The sequence below is a fragment of the Mycobacterium lehmannii genome, assembly GCF_001499925.1.
Taxonomy (GTDB): domain Bacteria; phylum Actinomycetota; class Actinomycetes; order Mycobacteriales; family Mycobacteriaceae; genus Mycobacterium; species Mycobacterium lehmannii.
The window spans coordinates 55,776-79,290 of the sequence record NZ_LQIR01000010.1; the positions used below are offsets into that span (position 1 = coordinate 55,776).

Sequence of the window (23,515 nt, forward strand, 5' to 3'; positions counted from 1 at the left end):
GAACAGGATGCCGGTGCGATCGGGACGGTGAATCGCTCAATCGTCGAGAATCGCGACGGCCCGTGTCCACCCGGCCGACGCAGCGTGCACCTTCACCGGGAAACAGCTGATCTGAAATCCGCTGTCCGGGAGCGACTCCAGATTGTGGAGCTTCTCCAGGTGGCAGTACCCGATTTCGCGTCCCGCGCGGTGCCCCTCCCAGATGATCGAGGGATCCCGCTCGCGGGAATACCGTTGTGCCGTATAGACAAACGGCGCGTCCCAGCTCCAGGCGTCGGTGCCGGTCAGGCGCACACCTCGCTCCAACAACCACAGCGTCGCCTCACGACCCATGCCGCAGCCGGATGAGACGTAATCCGCCTCGCCGTAGCGGGTTCCGGCCGCGGTGTTGACCACGACGATGTCGAGGGGCTGCAGCTGGTGGCCGATACGATCGAGTTCGTCGGCGACGTCAGCGGCGGTGACCACGTAGCCCGCTTCGAAGTGCCGGAAGTCAAGCTTTACCGCTGGCTGCAGACACCATTCGAGCGGAACCTGGTCAATGGTGATCGCCGGCGCGCCACCGTCCATCGTCGATGCGTAGTGATAGGGAGCATCGAGGTGGGTGCCGTTGTGGGTGGTGATCCGGACCCGTTCGATCGCCCAGCCCTCGCGATCCGGTAGGTCTTCGACCGTCGCGCCCGGGAAGAACGCGACGACTTCAGCCGCCGTGTCGGCGTGGCTGTAATAGTCGATCTCCGGAAGATGTCCCGGCGGATCGGATGCGATCCCTGCCTGTAGGGGCACCGAGATGTCCACGAATCTACGCATCTGGTTCTCTCCCAATCACTTTTGTCGATGGCCGTCTGTCACGCGACGTTGTTTCGGCGGCGATTTTCAATCCGGTGCGTTGCCGATGAACTCGACGCCGGCGCGAATCGCGGGACGGTGCCTCAAGATTCGGAAATGCGCCAGCCTGCCGAGGCCTTTGGTGGTCAGCAAGCGTGCACCCGGCCATGCCGCGACGATCTTTTCGCTGGTCACATAGGGAGTCTCGGGGTCGTCGGGGTCGTGGATGAGCAGCATCGGTGGATGGCCGGTTCGGCCGGCGATCCGGACCATGTTGGTGTCCTCCAGCGGCATCCCGATCCGGCGTTCAAGACGTCGATGCAGGCCGGCGCGTATCCGTCGGCCGAAGCCGTGGCGCGCGGCGAACAGATCCAGATAGATCGGGAACTCGCCCATCGGCGCGAGAAACACCAACCGCCCGACCGTCGTGCCCCATGCGGCCGCGAGTGCGGTCGCGTTGGCCCCGAGGGAGTGGGCGACAACGGCGCGGGCAGGCCCGTGTGTCTCGATCATGGCTGCAACCGCTTCGGCGCACTCAATGGCTGTGGTGCGACCGGGTGCGAGCGCGCCCGCATCGGACTCGTTGTGGCTGGGCAGGTCGAATGCGATGACACGATGCCCGGTCTCGACGAGAGGTTTGATGAACATGCCGAGGTGGTGGCGGCGCCCGCCCCAGCCGTGCACAAGATAAACCGGTGGCCCATCGCCCCAGGCCTCACCCACGATCCGGTGCCCGCTCCAGTGTGCTTCCAATGGTTGACCGGGCGGGACACCGGGCGGCATACGGAGACTGGACTCGATGACCGGTGGCGTGCACCACAACTCGGTCGCCCACCGGGCCCCGATTGCGGGCGCGACTCGCTCCAGCAGCCAGAACATCCGGCGCACCCAGGTGGCGACCGGGGGTTGCACACCGGAACCCTTCACATCGAGAACGGTTGGGCTTGGAGAACCGCCGCCACCTGAAGCAATGGTGTTCACCTTGGGTGCTCTGATGTGCGGGGCACTACCACCGTCGTCAGAAGTAGCCCGACCTCGGCGAGCGGGCGGGCGGTTCGTCGGGTCCGGCACACGTCGAGGTTAGCGAGACGATGCAGTCAGACGACATCTCCTTGTCCAACGGCGTGGCCGGGCGGTGACGAGAAGCGGCCGTTGGGACGATGCCGAACAGCTTGACCACCGATGCCCGGGGAAAAGATTGCTCGGCTCAGGCTCGCGGCTGACCGCCCTGTCAGACCCTTGGAGGACGCTGAACTCACAACAGTTAGCGCCATCAGCGAAAGGAGTTCTGCCGTGTGCTGGCAGTGCGACCACCCCGAGGCCACCCGGGCCGACTATCACGATGTACTCCGGCGGACGATACTCGAGCACGGCTGGGCCGTGCAGTTTGTCGAGAGCGACCGGAACCCGTTCGCCTACACCGTAGGACTGCATTCAGCCGGTCTGCCCGAACTGCTGGTGACCGGTGTTTCACCCGAATGGGCGGTGAGGCTCCTCAACACCGTTGCCAACTACCTGATCCGCGAGCGGGTCCCGGCTCCCGGCGACACGATGCAACTACCGGACGGCTGGGAGGCCGAGTTCGTCGCGGTCGCGCAGCCGGACGTGCATTTGACCCTAGCGGTGGAGTTGTACGGCCCCGAGGTGCGCGCGCTGCAGCTCGTGTGGCGAGACGAAGACGGACATTCGGCCTGGTGCCCAGACTTCAACAAGGGCGGCTGCCGACAACCGGTGCTCGGCATTCGCGGTCCGCACCCTTAGCGGCGTGCTGGACGGAAGCGCTCGTTGTTTACGGCTCGGTCGAATGTGTATGCGCCCGATATTTTTACCGTCAGAACATTGGCCAGGCTACTTGGTGGCCTAGGAAGTCAACGTTGTCCTTGGCGACCACGCAATCCAACGTGCCCAGGTTGGCGATCAGATCGCGGTTGAGACCTCGGGCCCGTTGACAGGCCCGAGCCACGGCATCGCGCATCGTGGGTGCTTCGACCCGGCTGGCTTGCGTCCATATTGGTGGCTTATCGCTGGCCAATGCCGAGCCCACGATGCTGCGCGAGATCTTCGACGTCCATGCGATCACCTTGATCGGCAACCCCTCCGCTCGACGCAGCCCGCGGATCAGTTTTCAGGCGACACCGATGGGTATGCATGAGTCATGCATGATGGGCAACTTATCAACGTGCTCGGTGCGTGTTCGCTTGCGATCAGCGATCTTCTGACCGGCGTGGTTACGGAAACAGCGCACACAAGCCGGAGCGGCTCGTCGGCGCTGGGAGTCTTGCTGCAGGCGGGTGATCTCAGTGTGAGCGAGCTGGGACGCAGGATCGGCCTTTCGCAGCCCGCGGCCGCCCGGATGGTCGACTCGCTCGAGCGCCTCGGCTACGTGCGTCGCCAACCGGGCGGAGGGCGCGAGGTACAGGTGACGCTGACCCGGGCCGGTGCACGAACAGCCCGGCGTCTCCTGCAGAGACGTTCTGAGTTGATGACGACTCTGCTCGAGGAGCTCGACGACGACGAGATCCGCGCCTTGAGCACTCTGCTCAACAAGGTGGCAACCAATGTCTACAGGCAGCTGGGTAACGCCAACGTGATTTGTCGGCTATGTGACCGCCGCGAATGCGTCAGTACCGCACCTCGGTGTCCGGTGGGCCTGGCGGCAGGAGAGCCGCCGGGTGCCTGAAACCCTCGCGCTCTGCGCCGCGGTTGTCTTCGGGCTCGTCCACTTTTTCAGCGGACTTCTTGCCCGTCGTGCGGACAGTTGGGCGGTTGCGTTCTACGGACAGATCGGCGGGACTATCGTCGTGGCTGTCGCGGCGATGTTCTGGCCGGCTCCGCAACTCACACTGGAGTCGTTTGCCTGGGGAGCGTTCTCCGGGATCGGCACCGGGATCGGCGTCGCGTTCCTCTATCGCGGGATGAGCACCGGGCGGATGAGCGTCGTGGTTCCGCTGAGTGACGTCGGGGCCGTCGCCTTACCGGTCCTGGTCGGCGTCGTGTTACTGGGCGATCGACCCACCGCGCTGGCTTGGGTCGGGGTCATTGCGGCGCTGCCGGCGCTGTGGCTGGTATCCCGCACCCGCACCGCGTCATCGCCGCGCGCCGAAACCGGGACGCTCGACGGACTCATCGCCGGTGCGGGATTCGCGGTTCAATTCATCGCGATCTCCCGGATCGATCTCGATGCCGGACTGTGGCCGATACTTGCGGCCCGCATTCTGGCTGCGGTCACCATCGTCCCGCTCGGTCTGCACAGTCACGCGGATCTGCGAGTTCCGCGACGGCTCGTACTGCCGGCGTGTGTAGTGGGAGCGGCAGGGTCGGTGGCCATCATCCTGTATTTGCTGGCTACGCAAGACCAGCTTCTCGCACTGGCCACTGTGCTCGCCGCGCTCTACCCGGCGATCCCCGTGGTGTTGGCCATGATCTTCCTTCACGAAAGACTCAGCCGCCCACAGACAGTCGGCTTGACGCTCACCGGCGCATCGATCGCTTTGATCTCCCTGGGGTGACCGGGCCCCCGGCGCTCCTCTCACCTTTGTCGGGCTGATGTGGCAGCCGATATCGCCGGTCGTGGGCATGTCGCGTCGCGGGGAGATGGGCGCTCGGGAATAACTGACGCCCCAGATGCGCCGTTCATCGCATGCGAGAGGAAGTGGAAGCTGTGACTCAAGTGGAGGCGCCCAAGGTCAGCATTTGGACCGACGCACGGCCTGAACCCGGCGAACGCCATGGCGAGAAGCGCTACGCAGAACTGCTCGAAGAGGTGCGCGTAGCCGACAAGCTGCCTCTTCACGCCCTCTGCACAACTGAGCAGCACGGGGTCAATGACGGTTACCTGCCCGCTCAGCTCCCGCTTATCGCGGGACTGGGGGCGGCCACGAAGCGGATCCGGTTCACGACGAACGCCTTGTTGTTACCACTGCATCCGTGGCGCCAGGTGGTTGAACAGGCGATCGTGGCCGATCTTGTCTCCGGTGGACGGCTGGCACTCGGCGTTGCCGCCGGTGGATACGCGCGGGAGTTCGACCTTTTCGGGATCGACTTCCATAAGCGCGGCGAACTGATGGAGCGCGGGCTTGCTTTCATCCGACAAGGACTCCACGAAGGGTCGCTGCCCGATGGACCTGGCGGAACCCCGGTCCCGGTGCTGCCTCGTCCTGTTCAAAGCCGCATCCCGGTATATGTCGGTGGCGGTGCGCCCAAGGTGATTGATCGCGCAGTTCGGCTTGCCGACGGCGTCATGCCTGTCGACTTCTTCGCCCCCGAACGCGAATTCGCGGACCTGTGGGCCAAGAAACTCGCTCCCGCGCTGGCACGTCACGATCGATCGCTGGACGACTTCCACTTCACCATCTGTGTTCCGTTATGGGTGGCTGAGGATCCTGAGCGAGACTGGAACCTCTTCTACAAGAACGCGATCGAATACCAGTTCAACCAGTACGCAAGTTGGGCCGGGGACCGCTCAAGGGTCGGCGTGCACAGTGACTCCGATGTGCCGTGGCAACGCGAGGCGATGCTGGTCGACACCCCGGAGGACATCGTCCGACGCCTCAGAGACATCCGCGCCCACGCCCCCTATCACGAGGTCGTGTTCTGGTACCGCATCCCCCACATCGGCCACGAGCGGGCGTTAGCACACCTCGAACTGATCGCCGACAAGGTCGTCCCGTTCCTTGCGGACTAGAGGGATGAAGGCGGCTTGACATCGAAACCACGCGTGCTCGAGCACCCGCCGCTCGGCGCCGCGGCGTGACGCCACCCGGTGGGCGGCAGACAAGAGGTTCCGGCTGATCGGCGCGGCACTGGCCACCCGTTACCCAGCGCGGTCTTGCTCCAACGGCTCGGTTTGGATCTCTGAGCGGTTCTGTTGTCATACACCGTGATCGACCAGAACAACTGCGCCGGAGTTGCTCGGGGAAGCGCCCATGGATAAGCCAGCTTGGGGATGACTTCAATAATCCGACCGTCGATGCCTGACTTGTGTTTCTCTCGTGGTGACGCCCCAGAAAGCGGAGTTTGTGATTGCCCTGTGCCGGATAGCCTGCACGGATGCCGTCGACGCCTCTTCCCGTAGTGCTGGCCACGCTCGCCTTGCGCCGCCGGCTCAAGCAGCTCGCCGACCGCATGGTGCCGCCCGAGATCGCGATGCTGGATCTCGGCGAGGGCGTCGGTGGCGTCCAGATCGCCGCGGCCATCGCCGAACTCGGGATTGCCGATGTGCTCGCAGACGGGCCGCTGACGGCGTCGCAGATCGCCGCCCGAATCGACTGCGATGACGACACCACTCATCGCCTGCTGCGGGGCGCGGTCGGTTGCGGTCTCTGCACGATGAATCGGCGGACGGGCGCGGTGAAGCTGACACGTACCGGAGCGGTGCTGCGCAGCGACCATCCCGCGTCGCTGCGGGCCTGGATGCGCTACAAGGGGATGCGCTCGACCGTGGACGCCTGGGGCGGCCTGGCTGCCAGCGTGCGCAGCGGGCAGAGCGCTTTCGAGCTCGTGCACGGGATGTCGGTGTGGGAGTGGTTCGCCGCGCATCCCGATGAGCAACGCATCTTCGCCTCGACGATGCGCCAGGCCACCGAGATCGCCGCCCGCGCCATTGCTCGGGTCTACCCGTGGCCGGACGGTGCCGTGGTGTGCGATGTGGCCGGCGGTATTGGCACGCTGCTGTCGGTGGTCGTGGGCTCGTCGCGCGCGAACCTGCGTGGGATTTTGGTGGACAGTGCGGGGATGATTGCCGAAGCTGAGCGCTTCCTTGCCGAGCGTGGGCTGGCCGACCGCATCGATCGTGTCGAGGGCGACATCTTCCGTGCCATCAACGCCATCGCCGACGTGTACGTGCTCAAGGATGTGTTGCATGACTGGGACGACGAGCGCTGCGGAAAGATTCTCGCGGCGGTGGCGGCAGGCATGCCCAGGGGTAGCAAGCTGGTGATCGTCGAATACCTCCAGGAGCGCAACCGCCCGAACCCGTTCTCGCCGCTTCTCGACCTCCACACGTTGACCCAACGAGACGGCGGTCGTCTGCGATCGGTCGACGAACTGTCGGATCTGCTCATCGGCGCCGGTCTACGACCGACCGGCCGCACGTTCTCGGTCGTCCCGCATGACCTCATTGAGGCCGAGAAGATGTGAAGGGTTCGGGTGGGATGGCTCAGCAATACTTCTCGATTCCGCAGCGGCATGAAGCCGTCGGCTGCAGTCACTTTCCATCGGTTATTCGTCTGCGCGGCGGAGACGGACAGACTCAATTGATGATCTCGGCATGCTGGCTGGAAATGAGAGCGGACAGGCGTTCTCGCCAAGTTTGTAGCTGCTCGGGTGTCAGTCGTCTCCACTCGGTTATTTCGCCGACGATCCGCAGCGGTGCGGTACTGCGGTAGGACCGCATCGGATTGCCTTGGAACTTCTTGTCGGTCACGTTCGGGTCGTCTTCAAACTCTCCGGTCGGTTCTACCTGGTAGACCCTCGGAAGGCCTTCGCCATCGGCAAGTTCCGCGGCAATTTCGGCAGCAAGGCCAGCCCCGTCCGCGAGAGCAGTGAAATAGATGTGGTTCATCACGATCTCGGGACGGTAGTTCGATCGATGACCCGCGGTGAGAAGATCACCGACACTCAAATCCGCGGTGGTGCCATGGAAAAACGGGCCATCATCAAACGATTCGGACACCTAGCTCCCTCTGACGGACTGCTGGGATTCGCAAGTATGCAGCACCGCTCGGCCCTTGCGGCAAGACCCCAGTCGTGTTTTATCCTGAAAATAGAACGACGCCGCTGTTGCGCGACGCCCCTTCTTTAGACAATTTCGAGAGCTCATCCTTGGCGAAGTCGTGTCCCCGTCGTCCGTCAACTACGCGGCCTACGTCGGGGTCACCTGAGTGTCGTGACAGTTCTCGTCGGCCTCGTCACCTCCGGGGCGCCTGCTCACCGATGACAGCGTGAATACCGGCCAGGCGGCGTGGCTTTACTGGTGGCACAGCGTCTCCGGCGGTGGCGCACCCAGTACCGAGCCGCGGGCGCACCTGCGTGCTGGAGTCGTTACTGCTTCGCCATGTTGGCGAAGCGGCTCAAATGCAGTTGGTGCGCAACGGTAATCGTCTTCGTCGGGCCGTTGCGGTGCTTGCCTAGAATGAGGTCCGCCTCGCCGCCGCGCGGGTCGTCTCGCTCGAAGGCATCGGGTCGATGCAACAGAATTACCATGTCGGCATCCTGTTCTAGTGAGTTGTGCAGAATTATGCAGTTTGCTGAGAAATTATGCGTCTCTTCCACTGTCCCGTCGTAGACATCGTGCTCACCGATGCTCGTGATCTCAACGATCTCGTCCCAGAACACATCGTTCGTTGCGAGGTCGTGAATCTCACGGTCTTCCAGCAACGCCGCGGCACGATGCAATCGCGACCTGCTCGGAGCGTGCTTCCACATCGTCGACCCGCAGAACTTCGTGTCCATCGCTGCGGCGAACTGCCGGTGCGTCATCTGCTTCACGACCAGCGCCGCACGAACGTCGGTCCACACCTCCTTCGGAACGGTATCGAGGTTCGTGTTTCGAACCTTCTTTTCGAGCATGCCAATCACTTCGCGCGCGGCAAGTGACTTTTCACCGTTGACACCGACATGACGCAGGAACCGCAGTTGGTTCTCGGCACCGTAGATGTGCAGATGCCAGCAGTCGCGGTACCCGGTCTTGCACGTCCGTTTGATCCGGCCGAACACCCCAACTCTCGCTAGCAGTCCATTGACGTCGTCTACCAGCTGTCGGCTCGTCGACGCGTAGTAGACGCGTCCTTGCCCAACCTTCGCATCCCAGGACACCGAGCCGTCCGTAGCCCAAAGATGCTTCAGAAACAGCGCGATCTGGTCGTTCGGCAGCGCGAAAACCTCTGCCGGCACGAACTTGTCGTAACTGCGCTTGCCGAACAGCCCCAGCTTGTCCAGCCACGCCGCAATGGGGTTCCGCCTGCCATGCGTCAAGTGGTACGGCGCCGGAAGACGCACCGTCGTCACCCGTGCGGCGGCGTATTCGTCACGGATTGCCGTGACCCCGAAGTGCTGCGCAGCCTTCGTCACGGCCGCCAGGTTCTGCTCGTCGATGCTCGCATACCTGATTGGTTGATTCCTCACACATGAACCGTCGCCGATCATGTGCGCCAGCAGGATGATCTCGGATTCGTCCATCCGCTGCGTGTGCACCGGCTCTGGCACCCGCCGCGGCACCGCGACCCTGTCCCCAACGACCAACTCGCCCAACGGAGTCCACCCGTCGAACGTCATCAACGGATGGTTCGCCGTCGCCTCGACCTCACGACCCGACGCCAAACGCATCTTGAACACTTCCTTGTGTCCGCTGTAGAACACGTTGGTCATCGGTCGCGCCACCATGCGCTTGCGCTCATCCATCGACCACACCAGCGGCCGCTCCCCCGTGCGCATCAGCTCACCGAACGTCACCTCGGCACCGTTGTCCGCCCGCAGGATGCGCGTATTCGCCGTCAAGCAACCCGACTCACGAAGGTCAGACACCATCGGCTTCTTGTCAGTGCGTTGCTCCGGCCCACGGTTCAGCTGACTGATCGCGACCACCGGAACGTCGAGTTCCTTGGCCATCAGCTTGAGGCTTCGCGAGAAGTCCGACACTTCCTGCTGCCGCGACTCGTACTTCTTGCCCGACGTCATCAGCTGCATGTAGTCGACAACGATCAACCGCAGGCCGGCCTTCTGACTCAGTCGACGCGCCTTGGCCCGGATCTCCATCATTGTCAGGTTCGGCGAGTCGTCGATAAACAAAGGCGCTTCGCTGATTTCGCTCATTCGCCGCGCCAGCCGCGTCCAGTCGTCGTCGCTCATCCGGCCCGAGCGCATGTCCGCCAGCTTGATCTTGGCCTCGGCTGACAGCAGCCGCATCACGATCTCGGACTTGCTCATCTCCAGCGAGAAGATGACGCTTGGCATCTGATGCTTGATCGAGCACGACCGCATGAAATCCAAACCGAGCGTGGAGTTGTGCGTCGGTACCATCTCCCGTCCTGCCAGATACAGATGGTCGGAATTGCCGACCTCCACGCACCGCACCGGCACACTCGGAACACGCCGCACAGCGTCGATCCCCCACGCCGATGGACGCCGGCCACCGACCGTCGCCAGCGCAGGCACCCGTGTCGCGCTGATGATGTCGACGCCAGGCCGCAACGCAGTGGTGATCTGCACACCGCGGTCGGTCGGCCACTGATGGAAAGCGTCCGCCACGATCGTGGTGCCGTCGGCGAATTCCACCTCATAGCAAGGACGCCCGAGCATCACCTCGGTCGCCGCCACCACCCGCGTCGCCTCGCCGTCTGCGCCGAGCAGCCAGTCCCCAACCGCGACGTCGCCCATCGTCGTCCAGCCAGTCGGAGTCGGCAGCGGCGTATCGAGCGCCAGCGCCTTCCCGACGCCCGGCCTGGCCGCGATGATGATCATCTGACCCGGGTGCAGGCCGTTGGTCACCTCGTCGAGCTCGACGAAGCCCGTCGGCACACCGCGCGCGATGCCGCCCTGCGATGCGATCGCGTCGATCTCGTCCATCGTCGGCTGCAGCAGTTCTTCGAGCGGAACGAAGTCTTCGGCAGTGCGCCGCTCGGTGACGTCGTAGATCTCCGACTGCGCCCGGTCCACGATCTCGTTGACGTCGGCACCCTCGGCGCCCGCGTACCCGTACTGCACCACCCGCGTGCCCGCCTCGACCAGACGCCGCAGCAGCGCCTTCTCCGCGACGATGCCCGCATAGAAGCCGGCATTCGCGGCCGTCGGCACCGTCGAGATCAGCGTGTGCAGATAGGGCGCACCGCCGATGCGGCGTAGCAGCCCGCGCCGATCCAGCTCGGCGGCCACCGTCACCGCGTCGGCCGGCTCGCCGCGGCCATAGAGGTCGAGGATCGCGTCATAGACGTTCTGGTGTGCAGGACGGTAGAAGTCACCCGGACGCAGCTTCTCGAGCACATCGGCGATTGCGTCCTTGCTCAGCAGCATCCCGCCCAGCACTGCCTGCTCGGCTGCCTGGTCCTGAGGAGGCTGACGCCCGAAGTCCTCGCTCGGCGGCGGGGTATCCATCCCGTGATGACCAAGGTCGTCCACGACGGCCACGAAGCGCGTCACCCCCTTATTCACTATCGAACGTAGGTTCGATACCCGCTGGTCGCGACTGTAAGCCAGACATCCGACAAACCGCTTTCGCGGCTCCGGTTCCGCCCCGCCGACGGCTTACGCTAGACGTTGCTGGCGGGGGCGCAACCCGGCCCTGTTCATAGACCTGTGGATGGCGTGTGGATAGGTCTGGACAACCATGTTGAGTCGTTGGGGAGAACCTGTTAATCAACCACTTCGTTCACTGCATCTGCGCAGATAGCCGCACCATAAGCCGTGTGCGATCTTGTGGATGGGAAATGCCTCGGCGTGTCGTGCCAGGTTGCCACTTCGGGCGTGTTGTGTTGCCGCCAGGGACCATCCAGGTTAACGGCCGGTTATCTTCGCTACGGCTATCCGTCGCGCGAAGTTCGCCAGCGCACACAGCAACGGCCGGGTGAAGATCGATCTCGTCTTCACCCGGCCGTATCTGACGCTGTGGTTACTGCCCGGCGATAACTTCCAGCGAAACCGTCGCGGCGATCTCCGGATGGAGCCGAACCGCGATCGGATGCGTGCCGGTCGTCTTGATGTGCGCCTTGGGCAACTGCACGGTGCGCTTGTCCAAATTGGGACCGCCGGCGTTCTTGATCGCGGCGACCACGTCGGCCGTCGTCACCGAGCCGAACAGCTTGCCACTGTCGGGTGCCGCCTTCACCTGCAGCTGCACCGGACCGAGGTTCTCGATCGCGGCCTTGAGCTCAACAGCGTGCTCGCGGCCCTGAATGGCCTTCTGCTCGCGGGCCCGACGAATCTCTTCGGCCTGGCGCTCGGCGCCGCGCGACGCGACGACCGCCAGCCTGCGTGGCACCAGATAGTTTCGGCCGTAGCCGTCCTTGACCTCGACAATGTCGCCCTGGACGCCGAGATGTTCGACGTCGGCGGTGAGAATCAGTTTCATCTTCTTGTCCTGCCTATCGCGTCGACGAGGTGAACGGCAGCAGCGCAACCTCGCGCGCGTTCTTCACGGCGATCGCGATGTCACGCTGGTGCTGAACGCAGTTGCCGGTGACGCGGCGGGCGCGGATCTTGCCGCGCTCGCTGATGTACGTGCGCAGCAGCGCGGTGTCCTTGTAATCGATGTCCTGCCCCTTCTTGGAGCAGAACACGCACTTGCGGGTCTTGACCGGCTTCTCGGGAGCCGGCCGACGCTTGGTGGCCTTGGCCATGTGTCTATCTCTTTCTTGCTTCTTCGTTGATCAGTTGTGGATCAGAAGGGTGGCTCGTCGTCGGCTCCGGAGAACGAACCCGACGCCGGGGCGCTGCCCCACGGGTCGTCCTTCGGCTGCTCGGCTGGGCGCGAACCTCCGCCGCCGCCACCGCCGAAGCCGCCGCCACCGCCGCCGCTGCGGCTGGCCTTGTTCACCTTGGCGGTCGCGTACCGCAGCGACGGGCCGATCTCGTCGACCTCGAGCTCGACCACGGTGCGCTTCTCACCCTCGCGGGTCTCGAACGAACGCTGCTTGAGCCGGCCCTGCACGATCACCCGCGAACCGCGAGTGAGGCTTTCGGCCACGTTCTCGGCGGCCTCACGCCAGATGTTGCAACGCAGGAACAGCGCCTCGCCGTCCTTCCACTCCCCGCTCTGGCGGTCGTAGATGCGCGGTGTCGACGCCACGGTGAAGTTGGCGACGGCCGCGCCCGACGGCGTGAAGCGCAGTTCGGGATCGGCGGTCAGGTTTCCGACGACGGTGATGATGGTGTCACCAGCCACGATGCCTCCTGGGATTGGCGGTGTAAGTCTCGGAGCGGTCGCAGGCGAGCCTACGGAAGCACTCCGACGCTGACAGCCTGTTCTTCGGGACTAGTGCTTGTCCGTCCGCATGACCTTGGTCCGCAGCACGGACTCGTTCAGGTTGAGCTGACGGTCCAGCTCGGTCACGGTGGCGGGCTCTGCCTTCACATCGATGACGGCGTAGATGCCCTCGGCGTGCTTGGCGATCTCGTATGCCAGCCGGCGCCGTCCCCAGATGTCGACCTTGTCGACACTGCCGCCGTCCTTGCGGATGACGTTCAGGAACGTTTCCAGCGACGGAGCTACGGTGCGCTCGTCAAGGGTTGGGTCGAGAATGACCATGATTTCGTATGGACGCATGAAGACCTCATCACCTCCTACGGTCTGATCGGCCACGGACTATCCGCGGCAGGAGGGTCGCCTGCGTCGGCAACCGGCCCAGGCTACAGGAAACCGCGCTGATCTGCGAAATCGTCCTGTTCGGCGGCTCTACACTTCGGCCATGTTCTCCGAGACGCGGTACGCGTTGAACGGGGACCTGCGCGTCGCCTACCGGGCGTCGCCGCCTGGCGAGCGCGACATTGTCTTCGTGCCCACCTAGTTCACCAATTGTGAGGTCATACCGGACCTGCCGTCGCTACAAGGTTGGCTCGAGGCGATGACCTCACTCGGACGTCTGATCCTCATCGACCAGCCGGGGACCGGCGCTTCGGACCCCATCACTCCTGATGCGCTACCCACCCTGGAGCAATGGGGCGACACCATCAAGGTGGTACTCGATGATCTAGGCAGTCGCGAAGCAATTCTCCTCGCTGTCGGCGGCGCGTTCGCGCCGGCTGCCCTTTTCACGGCGGCCCACCCGGACCGGCCACCGCGCTCGTCGTGCTCGAGGGGTTCGCGGATCCGGTCGATGTGAGCGCGGACGGGCGGCGACGGCTTCCTCGCCATGTTCGACGGCCCGCAGCGAGCGATCCGCTGCGCCATGGCGATTCGTGACGCCGTCCAGGCGCTGGGCATCCATCCAGATCCGTGCCGGTCTGCACACCGGCGAATGTGAGATCCGCGGCGACGACATCGGCGGCATCGCCGTCCATATTGGCGCGCGGGTCAGCGCCCTCGCGGGTCCGAATGAAGTGCTGGTGTCGAGCACATTGCACGACCTGGTCATCGGCTCCGGACTGCAGTTCGAAGACCGCGGCGCCCACGAACTCAAAGGAGTACCCGGCGACTGGCGCCTTTTCGCCGTCGCCTCATAGCGATTTGTGTGCATCGGGTTGCGCTGGACGCAACAGAACGCACACAAATCACCGAGGGGAGTTGGCCAGGTCGCGCTCTCCCACAGCTTCGCGGTCCGTGTGCATTCTCGAAGCATCGGGCCGCAACCAGTCGGGCAGCCACCGCGGCGGCGCGTCCGGAGCCCGATCGAACACCCCGCCCGCCGGGTCGTCGACCGCACCGCGACCCCGGACCAGGTCGAGTTCGGGGCAGTAGATCTGGCGAATCACCAACGCGCACAACGCCACCACGGCGATATCCCGCAGCAGTACGGTGATGGTGAACGGCTGCTCCGGCAACCCCCTGTTCGCCTCACCGTAGAGATACAGCATCCGCGGCACCCACACCAGCGCGTCGATCGTCATCCACGCCAACAGGATCCGCCGGTGCGGCAACGCCAACACCGCCAGCGGCACCAGCCATAGGGAGAACTGCGGGCTCCACACCTTGTTGGTCAACAGGAACGCCGCGACGACCAGGAACGCGATCTGCGCCCCCCGCGGGCGCCGCCTCGCCGTCAGGGCGATGTACCCGATGGCGATACAACAGGACACGAACAGCAGCGCCGAGACGGTGTTCGTCACCGTCGGTGGTTCCCAGAAGCCCAGATCGGGGTCGAATCCCCGCCAACCGGTGAACGACTTGATCACGTTGTAGATCGAATCCATGTCGTCGCCGCGACGGGTGTTGAGCCGGAAGAACTCCGACCACCCCCGCGGGAAGAGCACCATGATCGGCAGGTTCACCACCAGCCATGCCGCCACCGCCGCCGCGGCCGTCTTGCCGACCTCCCGCAGCTTGCCGGTGCGCACCGCCAACACCGCCAGCGGCGCCAACAACAGCAGCGGATACAACTTCGCTGCCACCCCGAGACCGATCAGCGCGCCGGCCAGCACCGGTTTTCGTCGCGCCCACGCGAGCAGCGCACCGGTCGCGAAAGCCGTTGCCAGCGCGTCGAAGTTCGTGAAGATCTGGAAGATCACCAGCGGCGAGGCCGCCACCAGCGCCGCGTCCCACACCCGCCGCGGGCCGGCCAGCCGCGACGTCGCCCACACCGTGACCAGCCACGCCAACGCCAGCCCCAGCGCGGCGATGTTGAAGAACATCACCACCTCGGCGATCACCGGCACCGACACCAGCTTCGTCAGCGCGGTGTAGGTCTTGGCCAACGACATCGCCACGTACTGGTAGATGCCGGTCAACACCGGATACTCCATGTAGCGCACCGCGATGTTGCCGTCGTACTGGATGTGCGGCTGGCCGGTGGCGTCCTTCTCGATCCAGCTCGACTTGTACGGGAACTTGCCGAGGTTCAGCAGTTCGGCGGTGTACAGCGGGACCGTGTCGGAGTAGCAGAGTTGGAAGTAGGCCCGTTGGTTGCTCCAGTCGGCCACCCGCTGATCAGCGGTTCCCGTGCCGGTGGTCTGCAGGCACGCCGCCTTCGTCGAATAGCCGAGCGCCAGGAACACCAGCGCGATGATCAGCATCGCGCGCAGCGGGGTGAGGAACCGTTGCCTGCCGATCAGCGAATGCCTGCCGACCGGTCCGCCGACGACATCGGAGAGCGCGGCGCCGATGACGTCGGTGCGGCTCGGGAGGTCGCGCTCATCGAAACTTCTGGTGTCGCGAGCGAGCCGCCCCGGCGAAACAGACTGCGGCGAGGTCGTCGACGGCTCGCCGGTGTCCTCGCCCCCCACTTCGGTCACGGAGGCGGTAGCGGCGCGCCAGGCGCCGGGGGTGCTCCAACGGGTGCGGGCGGCGGCGCTCCGACGGGCGCCGGTGCAGGCGCGGGAACGCCGGGTGCGGGACCGCCAGGCACGGGAGCGCCGGGTACGGTGCCGCCCGGCGGCGGAGCGACCGGGACCGTCGTCGGCGGACCCCACGGAATCGTGATGCCGGGCGCCACTTCGATCGTCGGCTGAATGACGGTCTGCGACGGCGGCGTGACCTCCGTCGAGGGAGCCGTCGTCGACGGCGGCGGCGGCGCCTGAGGAACACCGGCATAGCCGCCGATCTCCTCGGGCTTGGGGAACGACTCGTTCTCGGTGTCCTCCAGCGCGCCGTCCATCGTCGCCTTCCAGATGTCCGACGGCAGACCGGATCCGTAAATCGGTGAGCCCCACTGGTTCTCGAGCGGCTTGGTGCCGTCGGTGGTGCCGACCCACACCGCGGTGGACAGCGACGGCGTGTAGCCGACCATCCACGCGTCGCGGTTGCTGTCGGTGTCGCCCAGCTGGTTGGTGCCTGTCTTGGCCGCCGACGGGCGACCCCCGGCCAGCCCATGACCGTTGGAGTAGGCCGCAATCGGCTGCATCGCCGAGGTCACGTTGTCGGCGACCTTCTTCTCGATCCGCTGCTCACCCGAGTTGTCCTGCTGCGACGCGTCGAACAGCACCTCGCCCTCGGAGTTGACCACCTTCTGCACGAAGTGCGGTTTGTGGTACACCCCGGAGGCGGCCAGCGTGGCGTACGCCGACGCCATGTCAATCACGCGGGACTGATACTGGCCCAACACGATTCCGTTGTTCGGCGGACCACCCTGCCCGTCCTCGGACAGCGTGTGCTCGACGCCGGGGAAGCTCTCGGCGATACCGGCCTGATGCGCGGCGTCGGCGACGTCCTGCGGACCGTTCTTCAGCTTGAGCATCAACCGGTAGTAGCTGGTGTTCAGTGAACGCTTCAGCGCCTCGGCGATGTTGCACGTGCCGCAACCGCCGCCCTCGACGTTGGTGATCTTGATGCCGTTGACTTCCAGCGGCGAACTGTCGACCTGGGTGCCCAGGCCCATGCCCTGCTGCAGCGCCGCGACCAACGCGAACACCTTGAACGACGACCCCGTCGGGAGACCGGCCTGGGCGAAGTCGAATCCGTTGGCGTCGGTGCCGCCGTAGTACGCCTTCACCCCGCCGGTGCGGGGGTCGATCGACACGATCGCGGTGCGCATGTCGGGGTCCTGACCCTCGAGGTACTCCGAGGCGGCCTCCTCCGCCGCCCGCTGCGCGTTCGGGTCGATGGTCGTGGTGATCTGCAGGCCCTCGGTGTTGAGCGTCTGCTCGTTGATGTCGAACAGCTCGAGCAGTTCCTTTTGCACCTGGCGTTCGATCAGGCCGTTCGGCCCCGTGGTCTGGTTCTGCGAGCGCGCCAGGTCGGGCGGGACCGTGGCCGGGAACACCTGCGCCGCCCGCTCCTCGGGCGACAGCGCGCCGATCTCAACCATGCCGTCGAGCACCCAGTTCCAGCGCGCCGTGGCGCCCTCGAGGTTGACCGCCGGGTCAAGCGCCGACGGCCTCTGGATCAGCGCGGCCAGCAGCGCGCCCTCGGCGACGTTGAGCTGTTCGACCGGCTTGTTGAAGTACGCCTTCGAGGCCGCGGCGATGCCGTAGGACCCGCGACCGAAGTAGATGATGTTCAAATACGACTGCAGCACTTGGTCTTTGGACCACTCCCCGGACATCTTCGTCGAGATGACCAGCTCCTTGGCTTTTCGGATCAGGCCCCCGATGCCGGAGCGCTCGGAACCGACCAGCGCGTTCTTGACGTACTGCTGGGTGATCGTCGAGCCGCCCTGCAAGTCGCCGCCGAACAAATTGTTTTTGATGGCGCGCGCGAACCCGGTGAACGAGAAGCCCGGGTTCGAGTAGAAGTCGCGGTCCTCGGCGGCCATCACCGCGTTGCGCGCCTGCACCGGGATCTGGTCGATGTTGACGTCGACGCGGTTGCCTTCAGGGGGAACGATTTTCGCGAGCTCGCTGCCGTCGCTGGCCAGGATCGTGGACACCTGGTTGGTGCGAATGTCCCCAGGTTCGGGGACGTCGACGATCATGTAGGCCATCCCGAACGTGATGAGCGGCAACACGATGAACACCGCCGCCGCGATCAGACCGCCGCGACGCACCCACGTCCAGTTGATCTGGCTGGGCAGTCCGCGCCGCGGACCCGACGGGCCGCTCGGAGGTCCGCCCCCACCCGGCGGTCGGGGCGGCGGTGGCGGCGTCGGAGGCTTACGCGTCGGAGTGCCGTCCAGCGCCGCCTTGACGACGTCGACGGGGTCGCGCAGGTGCGGCGGACGGGCTTCGCGCACCGGCGGCAGCACCGAGGTGTGCCGGTCGTCGGGCGGCATCGGCCGTGTCCGGGAATCCGCCGGCGGACGGTGTTGCGGTGCGTCGGCGGACGCGCGTTGCTGTGGTGCGTCGGCGTGGCGCTGTTGCGGTGCATCCCCGGGAGGCCGGCGTCGGCCGCCGTCGCCGGCGTTGGGTTTCGGCGCGCTCACGCGATCAGCCCCGTGTCCTGAACGGACATCGTTGACTGACCGGTCGTGGCGCCCTTCGCTATTCACTGGCTGTGCGCGCCCGTGAGCGCGCGGTTCGAGTGCCGGGCTTTCCCTTCGGTGGCGGGACCGCACCGAGCACGTACGACTTGACCAGGTGATTCCAGCTGCAGGTGCGGCATACCTCCACCACGTGTACGGAGAACTCGTCGTATCGGGATGCCAGCAGGACCAACTCCTCGGCGGTTCGTGCGGAACCCGATACCGGGCCAAGATGGTCGCCGAATACCCACGACACCAGGGTGAGCTGTTCTTTCCGGCAGATCGGACACGTCACCGAACTGGGCTTGCCGTGGAATTTGGCGGCGCGCAGCAGATAGGGATTGGCGTCGCAGACCTCGGAGACGCCGGTGCGTCCCGAATAGACCTCGGCCAGCAGGGACCGTCGCCGAAGTGCGTAGTCCACCACCTGTCGCTGCAATCGCACGAGGACCAGAGTACGTCGGCGATGGGACTACCGGAGCGTGACGGCACGGTCACACCCCTCTCTAAGGTGTTTGATCTGGACCGACGGCAACAGCAATCGGCCGTGTGCGGCGGACTTGAGGAGACTCAATGCTGGACGGGCGCGACTTCGCCCTCGACGGTGGGCCCTCCGGTGAAGGCTCGAGCCGATTCACCCGCGACCTCGGCGAACAGTGGTGCTTCGACGGGCGGGCCTTCGGCGGCTATACCTCCGCACTGGCGCTGGCCGCGATGTTCGCGCACAGCGGTCGGCCGGCGGCGGCGTCGCTGTCGGTGACCTTCGTCGACGCCGGGGCGCCCGGCCCGCTGCAGATCGACGTCCGCAGCATCCGCGGCGGCCGTACCGCCGCGGCCGTCGAGGCCGCCATCCGCCAGCGGGAACGCACAATCCTCATCGCGAACAGCTGGTTCGCCGACGGTTGGCTCGGCCCGCCGTCGGTCGACGCACCCGTCCCCTTCGAGCGCTATGCCGTCCCGCTGCCCGAACCGGAGTCGTCGCCCGCGCTGGACTGGATCGGCCAGGAGTATCGGTCGCTGCGGTTCGCCCACCGCCGCGGCCTGGACTATCCGGCCAGCCTCACCCGCTTCGCGGACCGTCGCCCGGAGGTGGCGCTGTGGGTGAGCGCCGACAGCGACTCCCCCGGTGACCCGCTCACCCATCCTCAGATCGCCGATGTCCTGCACGCGGACGCCCACCTCTTCGATGCGCCGGGCAAGGTGAGCGGATTCGTCGACGCCTGGCTGCTGAGTCTGGACCTCAGCCTGGTGTGGCAGCCCGGGGCGCACCTGGTGCCGTCCACGGCATGGCGGCTGCTCGAGGCGCGGGGTTCGGTTGCCAGCGGAGGCGTCTCGGCCTACGGCTCGCTGCGCGACTCGGACGGATCGCTGCTGGCCGTGATGACCTCACAGGGACTCATCCGCTGACTTTTGCTTCTACGATCATCGCGTGGCAGGGCGGCAGACATCGGGAACGCGGGCCAAAGACAGCGACCGCAACGACACGTGCCAGATCCTCGACAGCGCCCTGGCCGAGGGCCAGCTGTCGATGACCGAGCACGGCGAGCGGGTCAAGGCGGCGACGACCGCAACCACGCTCGGCGAACTGCAGACGTTGGTGGCCGACCTTCAGACCAACAACGCCCCTGTGCAACTGCCCACGCTGAAGAAGCCACGGGCACTGCCCATGGCCGGCAGCGGCTGGGGTCTGCGTCTCGCGGTGGCCGGTGTGCTGGTGGTGCTCGGCATCGCGATCGGATGGGGTCTCTACGGCAACACCCCGTCGCCGCTGAACTTCACCTCCGACCCGGGTGCGAAGTCCGACGGCATCACCCCGGTGGTGCTGACCCCGCCCAAGCAGTTGCACTCGCTCGGCGGGCTAACGGGTCTGCTCGAACAGATGAAGCAGCGGTTCGGCGACACCAACGGCTACCGGCTCATCGTCTATCCGGATTACGCGTCGTTGACCCGGCCGGATCCGAACGAAGAGCGCCGCGAACTGATCTACACCTACCGCGGCGGCTGGGACGATCCCTCGTCGTCCTCGAAGACCAGCGGTGCCGTCGAGGTCGACCTGGGCAAGTTCGACGCCAAGGCGGTCGTCGGCGTTCTGCGCGGCGCCCCGGAGACGCTCGGTATGAAGCCGGCCGACGTCAAGAGCACCTACCTGTCCATCGATCCGGCCACCGACCCGACCACCCCCGGTGCGCTGTCGATCGACGTCTACGTGTCCAGCGACTACGGCAGCGGCTACATCGAGCTAGCAGGTAACGGCACGGTCAAGCAGATCAACTACCCCAACTGAGGCCCGCAGCGTTCGCGCGACGGTAACCCAACGTTCGCGCCGAATATATCGGCGCGATACTATGGTGCGAGGTGTCGAACCGCCGTAACGGACGAGCTGCGATTTCTGAGGGGGTGTCTTCGGTGTTGGAACTTGCCATCCTGGGACTCCTGCAGGAATCGCCCATGCACGGCTACGAACTTCGCAAGAGATTGACGGGGTTGCTCGGCGCCTTCCGCGCGTTTTCGTACGGATCGCTGTATCCCGCCTTACGGCGCATGCAGAACGACGGCCTGATCGTCGAGGACGCTGCGCCGGACGGCACCCCGAAGATGCGCCGGGCGCGACGCGTCTACCAGCTCACCGAGAAGGGCAAGCAGCGCTTCTCCGAACTGGTGGCCGACACGGGCCCACAGAACTTCTCCGACGACGGATTCGGTGTCCATCTCGCCTTCTTCAACCGCACCCCGGCCGAGGCCCGGATGCGGATCCTGGAGGGGCGTCGTCGTCAGGTGGAGGAACGCCGCGAGGGTCTGCGTGAAGCCGTTGCGCGGGCCAGCAGCTCCATCGACAGGTACACCCGGCAGCTTCATCAGCTGGGGTTGGAGTCGAGCGAGCGCGAGGTGAAGTGGCTCAACGAGCTGATAGCGGCGGAACGTCTGAGCCAGGGGCGCTCAGACAACACTGTGCAGCCCTAGGCAGAACCGAACCAACTACGACAGGGATTACGAAGGGAAGAGACGTCATGTCATCCAACGGAGAGGTGCGGGTCGCGATTGTCGGCGTGGGCAACTGCGCGTCCTCGCTCGTACAGGGCGTGCAGTACTACCACGATGCCGACGAGACGGCGACCGTGCCCGGCCTGATGCATGTGCGCCTCGGCCCCTACCACGTGCGCGACGTCAAGTTCGTCGCCGCCTTCGACGTCGACGCCAAGAAGGTCGGCTTCGACCTGTCCGAGGCGATCTTCGCGTCGGAGAACAACACCATCAAGATCGCCGATGTGCCGCCGCTGAACGTCACCGTGCAGCGCGGCCCGACCCTCGACGGCATCGGCAAGTACTACGCCGACACCATCGAGGTCTCCGACTCCGACCCGGTCGACGTCGTCAAGGCGCTCAAGGACGCCGAGGTCGACGTCCTGGTGTCCTACCTTCCGGTCGGCTCGGACGAGGCCGACAAGTTCTACGCCCAGTGCGCGATCGACGCCGGCGTGGCGTTCGTCAACGCGCTGCCGGTGTTCATCGCCTCCGACCCGGAGTGGGCCAAGAAGTTCGCCGACGCCGGCGTCCCGATCGTCGGCGACGACATCAAGAGCCAGATCGGTGCGACGATCACCCACCGCGTGATGGCCAAGCTGTTCGAGGACCGCGGCGTGCAGCTCGACCGCACCATGCAGCTCAACGTCGGCGGCAACATGGACTTCCTCAACATGCTCGAGCGCGAGCGGCTGGAGTCGAAGAAGATCTCCAAGACCCAGGCCGTCACCTCCAACCTGCAGCGCGAGTTCAAGACCAAGGACGTGCACATCGGCCCGTCCGACCACGTCGGCTGGCTCGACGACCGCAAGTGGGCCTACGTCCGGCTCGAGGGCCGCGCATTCGGTGACGTGCCGCTGAACCTGGAGTACAAGCTCGAGGTGTGGGATTCGCCGAACTCGGCCGGCGTCATCATCGACGCGGTGCGCGCGGCGAAGATCGCGCTCGATCGCGGCATCGGCGGCCCCGTCGAGGCGGCCTCGGCCTACCTGATGAAGAGCCCGCCCAAGCAGCTGCCCGATGATGTGGCCCGGGCGCAGCTCGAGACCTTCATCGAGGGCTGACCTCCTTCGTCGATACCGAAACCGACGTTTTGGCGGATTTGTGCGAGTGCGGACCGCCACTACGTCGGTTTCGGCGTTTTGTAGGGTCACCTGATGACCGACATCTCGCCTGACGACGAACTGGCTGCGCTCGACGAGTTCACCTTCCTGCGGGAAAACGCGCGCCAGGCCGGTGTCGAGGCGGTGCCGTCGGTGAAGCGTATCGACGCAGGACCGATCAGCTCCTTGAAGTTCGGCGATGCACCGCCGAGGGTGGTGTTCCTGCACGGCGGCGGACAGAACGCGCACACCTGGGACACTGTGATCGTCGGCCTGGGCGAGCCGGCGCTGGCCATCGACCTGCCCGGGCACGGCCGGTCGGCGTGGCGCGAGGACGGCGACTACGGCCCGAAGAACAACGCCGTCGCGATCGAACCCGTCGTCCGCTCACTGGCTTCCGACGCGTCACTGGTGGTGGGCATGTCGCTGGGCGGCTTGACGGCGTTGCGTCTGGCCGTCGCGGCGCCCGACCTGGTGCGCAGGCTGGTGCTGGTCGACGTGACACCGTCGGCGCCCGAACGGCACACCCAGATGACCGAGGCCCAGAAGGGCACTGTCGCTCTGGTGCAGGGTGATCGCATCTTCCCCTCGTTCGAGGCGATGCTGGAGAAGACGGTCGCTGCGGCACCACACCGCGACCGAGAATCGTTGCGGCGCGGCGTGTTCCACAACGCTAAGCGGCTCGACGATGGCACCTGGACCTGGCGCTACGACGAGATGCGCAAGGGCGAAGGCTTCGAGGGGTTGTGGGACGACGTCCCGCGGCTGGAGGTGATGACGACGTTGGTGCGCGGCGCCAACTCGTTCTTCGTCAACGACGACGATGCCGCCGAGTTCGCCCGTCGTGCACCGGGATTCAAGGATGTTCAGATCGTCGAGGATTCCGGACACTCTGTGCAGAGCGATCAGCCGGGCAAGTTGATTCAGATCCTGCGGGCGGTTCTGGCCGAGTAGCTCGGGTGGCGCGAGCGACCGCCTTTGTACGCGGATCGGCGGCGTGTCGCGCACAGACACCTTCGTAAGTGGTGTTTGTCAATGGTGGTTGGGGTGGCCTGCGCCGGTCCTGGTCTCAACGTAGTGCGT

Annotated in this window: 23 protein-coding genes and 1 pseudogene; 12 read left to right on the forward strand and 12 right to left on the reverse strand. The window is 65.5% G+C overall.

What is annotated here, in order from left to right:
* Nucleotides 1-36: 36 nt before the first annotated feature.
* A complete protein-coding gene (locus tag AU192_RS07315; RefSeq protein WP_064395128.1) occupies nt 37-810 on the reverse strand; it encodes a cyclase family protein in 774 nt (257 codons plus the stop codon).
* 66 nt (nt 811-876) lie between these two features.
* On the reverse strand, nt 877-1,809 hold the full coding sequence (locus AU192_RS07320) for an alpha/beta hydrolase (RefSeq protein WP_064395129.1): 933 nt from the start codon (nt 1,807-1,809) through the stop codon (nt 877-879).
* 312 nt (nt 1,810-2,121) lie between these two features.
* Between AU192_RS07320 and AU192_RS07325 the strand changes: the two genes are divergently transcribed.
* Nucleotides 2,122-2,589: a DUF4262 domain-containing protein gene (locus AU192_RS07325; protein WP_064395130.1), complete on the forward strand. Its 468-nt coding sequence runs from the start codon at nt 2,122-2,124 to the stop codon at nt 2,587-2,589.
* A 70-nt stretch (nt 2,590-2,659) separates the two neighbouring features.
* Here AU192_RS07325 and AU192_RS26250 read toward each other — a convergent pair whose 3' ends face one another.
* Entirely contained in the window at nt 2,660-2,920 is a 261-nt protein-coding gene (locus tag AU192_RS26250; protein WP_064395131.1) for a hypothetical protein, read from the reverse strand.
* On the opposite strand from AU192_RS26250, the gene AU192_RS25655 reads away from it, so the two are divergent.
* The 5 genes from AU192_RS25655 (at nt 2,805) to AU192_RS07350 (ending at nt 6,966) form a co-directional block, all read left to right on the forward strand.
* Nucleotides 2,805-3,047 (forward strand): hypothetical protein, encoded by a 243-nt coding sequence (locus tag AU192_RS25655; protein ID WP_164674014.1) that lies wholly within the window; start codon nt 2,805-2,807, stop codon nt 3,045-3,047. The genes AU192_RS26250 and AU192_RS25655 overlap by 116 nt on opposite strands.
* On the forward strand, nt 2,984-3,508 hold the full coding sequence (locus AU192_RS07335) for a MarR family winged helix-turn-helix transcriptional regulator (protein ID WP_064395132.1): 525 nt from the start codon (nt 2,984-2,986) through the stop codon (nt 3,506-3,508). Before AU192_RS25655 ends, AU192_RS07335 begins: the two co-directional genes overlap by 64 nt.
* On the forward strand, nt 3,501-4,337 hold the full coding sequence (locus AU192_RS07340) for a DMT family transporter (protein WP_064395133.1): 837 nt from the start codon (nt 3,501-3,503) through the stop codon (nt 4,335-4,337). The genes AU192_RS07335 and AU192_RS07340 overlap by 8 nt, the downstream gene beginning before the upstream one ends.
* Nucleotides 4,338-4,489: 152 nt before the next feature.
* On the forward strand, nt 4,490-5,512 hold the full coding sequence (locus tag AU192_RS07345) for an LLM class flavin-dependent oxidoreductase (protein ID WP_158220793.1): 1,023 nt from the start codon (nt 4,490-4,492) through the stop codon (nt 5,510-5,512).
* A gap of 365 nt (nt 5,513-5,877) precedes the next feature.
* Entirely contained in the window at nt 5,878-6,966 is a 1,089-nt protein-coding gene (locus tag AU192_RS07350) for a methyltransferase (protein ID WP_082694939.1), read from the forward strand.
* A gap of 112 nt (nt 6,967-7,078) precedes the next feature.
* Here the strand turns inward: AU192_RS07350 and arr are convergent, their stop codons facing one another.
* The 6 genes from arr to rpsF all read right to left on the reverse strand — a co-directional run bounded on the left by arr (nt 7,079) and on the right by rpsF (nt 13,084).
* Nucleotides 7,079-7,501, reverse strand: coding sequence for an NAD(+)--rifampin ADP-ribosyltransferase (arr, locus tag AU192_RS07355; RefSeq protein ID WP_064395136.1), 423 nt, complete (start codon nt 7,499-7,501; stop codon nt 7,079-7,081).
* A gap of 368 nt (nt 7,502-7,869) precedes the next feature.
* Nucleotides 7,870-10,950: a replicative DNA helicase gene (locus AU192_RS07360; RefSeq protein ID WP_165593277.1), complete on the reverse strand. Its 3,081-nt coding sequence runs from the start codon at nt 10,948-10,950 to the stop codon at nt 7,870-7,872.
* 481 nt (nt 10,951-11,431) lie between these two features.
* Nucleotides 11,432-11,890, reverse strand: coding sequence for a 50S ribosomal protein L9 (gene rplI / locus AU192_RS07365; RefSeq protein ID WP_064395137.1), 459 nt, complete (start codon nt 11,888-11,890; stop codon nt 11,432-11,434).
* A gap of 13 nt (nt 11,891-11,903) precedes the next feature.
* Nucleotides 11,904-12,158, reverse strand: coding sequence for a 30S ribosomal protein S18 (rpsR, locus tag AU192_RS07370; protein WP_064395138.1), 255 nt, complete (start codon nt 12,156-12,158; stop codon nt 11,904-11,906).
* 41 nt (nt 12,159-12,199) lie between these two features.
* The gene (locus AU192_RS07375; RefSeq protein ID WP_064346102.1) at nt 12,200-12,703 is read right to left on the reverse strand and encodes a single-stranded DNA-binding protein; all 504 of its coding nucleotides are present in this window, start codon (nt 12,701-12,703) and stop codon (nt 12,200-12,202) included.
* A gap of 90 nt (nt 12,704-12,793) precedes the next feature.
* Nucleotides 12,794-13,084 carry a 30S ribosomal protein S6 gene (gene rpsF, locus AU192_RS07380; protein ID WP_064395157.1) on the reverse strand — a complete coding sequence of 97 codons (291 nt, stop codon included), beginning with the start codon at nt 13,082-13,084 and terminating at the stop codon, nt 12,794-12,796.
* Nucleotides 13,085-13,226: 142 nt separating this feature from the next.
* Between rpsF and AU192_RS25015 the strand changes: the two are divergent.
* Nucleotides 13,227-13,980 (forward strand): annotated as a pseudogene (locus AU192_RS25015) (adenylate/guanylate cyclase domain-containing protein).
* A 48-nt stretch (nt 13,981-14,028) separates the two neighbouring features.
* Here AU192_RS25015 and AU192_RS07395 read toward each other — a convergent pair.
* The 3 genes from AU192_RS07395 to AU192_RS07405 all read right to left on the reverse strand — a co-directional run bounded on the left by AU192_RS07395 (nt 14,029) and on the right by AU192_RS07405 (nt 18,753).
* Nucleotides 14,029-15,696, reverse strand: a complete 1,668-nt coding sequence (locus tag AU192_RS07395; RefSeq protein ID WP_064395158.1) for a glycosyltransferase family 87 protein — start codon at nt 15,694-15,696, stop codon at nt 14,029-14,031.
* Nucleotides 15,697-15,701: 5 nt separating this feature from the next.
* Nucleotides 15,702-18,119: a transglycosylase domain-containing protein gene (locus AU192_RS07400; RefSeq protein WP_064395159.1), complete on the reverse strand. Its 2,418-nt coding sequence runs from the start codon at nt 18,117-18,119 to the stop codon at nt 15,702-15,704.
* Between the two features lie 208 nt (nt 18,120-18,327).
* Nucleotides 18,328-18,753: a DUF5318 domain-containing protein gene (locus tag AU192_RS07405; RefSeq protein ID WP_064346105.1), complete on the reverse strand. Its 426-nt coding sequence runs from the start codon at nt 18,751-18,753 to the stop codon at nt 18,328-18,330.
* Nucleotides 18,754-18,881: 128 nt separating this feature from the next.
* Here AU192_RS07405 and AU192_RS07410 point away from each other — a divergent pair, with 128 nt between their 5' ends.
* The 5 genes from AU192_RS07410 to AU192_RS07430 all read left to right on the forward strand — a co-directional run bounded on the left by AU192_RS07410 (nt 18,882) and on the right by AU192_RS07430 (nt 23,386).
* The gene (locus AU192_RS07410) at nt 18,882-19,715 is read left to right on the forward strand and encodes a thioesterase family protein (protein ID WP_064395141.1); all 834 of its coding nucleotides are present in this window, start codon (nt 18,882-18,884) and stop codon (nt 19,713-19,715) included.
* 22 nt (nt 19,716-19,737) lie between these two features.
* Nucleotides 19,738-20,592, forward strand: a complete 855-nt coding sequence (locus AU192_RS07415) for a DUF1707 SHOCT-like domain-containing protein (RefSeq protein ID WP_064395142.1) — start codon at nt 19,738-19,740, stop codon at nt 20,590-20,592.
* A 122-nt stretch (nt 20,593-20,714) separates the two neighbouring features.
* Nucleotides 20,715-21,269 (forward strand): PadR family transcriptional regulator, encoded by a 555-nt coding sequence (locus AU192_RS07420; protein WP_064395160.1) that lies wholly within the window; start codon nt 20,715-20,717, stop codon nt 21,267-21,269.
* A 47-nt stretch (nt 21,270-21,316) separates the two neighbouring features.
* Entirely contained in the window at nt 21,317-22,393 is a 1,077-nt protein-coding gene (locus tag AU192_RS07425) for an inositol-3-phosphate synthase (protein WP_064395143.1), read from the forward strand.
* A 93-nt stretch (nt 22,394-22,486) separates the two neighbouring features.
* Complete coding sequence (locus tag AU192_RS07430) at nt 22,487-23,386, forward strand: alpha/beta fold hydrolase (RefSeq protein WP_064395144.1); 900 nt, start codon at nt 22,487-22,489, stop codon at nt 23,384-23,386.
* Nucleotides 23,387-23,515 lie beyond the last annotated feature (129 nt).

Coding starts and splice junctions, on each gene's coding strand:
- AU192_RS07315 (WP_064395128.1), bottom strand. CDS start 810: ATGCGTAGATTCGTGGACATCTCGGTGCCCCTACAGGCAGGGATCGCA.
- AU192_RS07335 (WP_064395132.1), top strand. CDS start 2,984: ATGCATGATGGGCAACTTATCAACGTGCTCGGTGCGTGTTCGCTTGCG.
- AU192_RS07350 (WP_082694939.1), top strand. CDS start 5,878: ATGCCGTCGACGCCTCTTCCCGTAGTGCTGGCCACGCTCGCCTTGCGC.
- rplI (WP_064395137.1), bottom strand. CDS start 11,890: ATGAAACTGATTCTCACCGCCGACGTCGAACATCTCGGCGTCCAGGGC.
- rpsR (WP_064395138.1), bottom strand. CDS start 12,158: ATGGCCAAGGCCACCAAGCGTCGGCCGGCTCCCGAGAAGCCGGTCAAG.
- rpsF (WP_064395157.1), bottom strand. CDS start 13,084: ATGCGTCCATACGAAATCATGGTCATTCTCGACCCAACCCTTGACGAG.
- AU192_RS07400 (WP_064395159.1), bottom strand. CDS start 18,119: ATGCCGCCCGACGACCGGCACACCTCGGTGCTGCCGCCGGTGCGCGAA.
- AU192_RS07410 (WP_064395141.1), top strand. CDS start 18,882: ATGCTGGACGGGCGCGACTTCGCCCTCGACGGTGGGCCCTCCGGTGAA.
- AU192_RS07425 (WP_064395143.1), top strand. CDS start 21,317: ATGTCATCCAACGGAGAGGTGCGGGTCGCGATTGTCGGCGTGGGCAAC.
- AU192_RS07430 (WP_064395144.1), top strand. CDS start 22,487: ATGACCGACATCTCGCCTGACGACGAACTGGCTGCGCTCGACGAGTTC.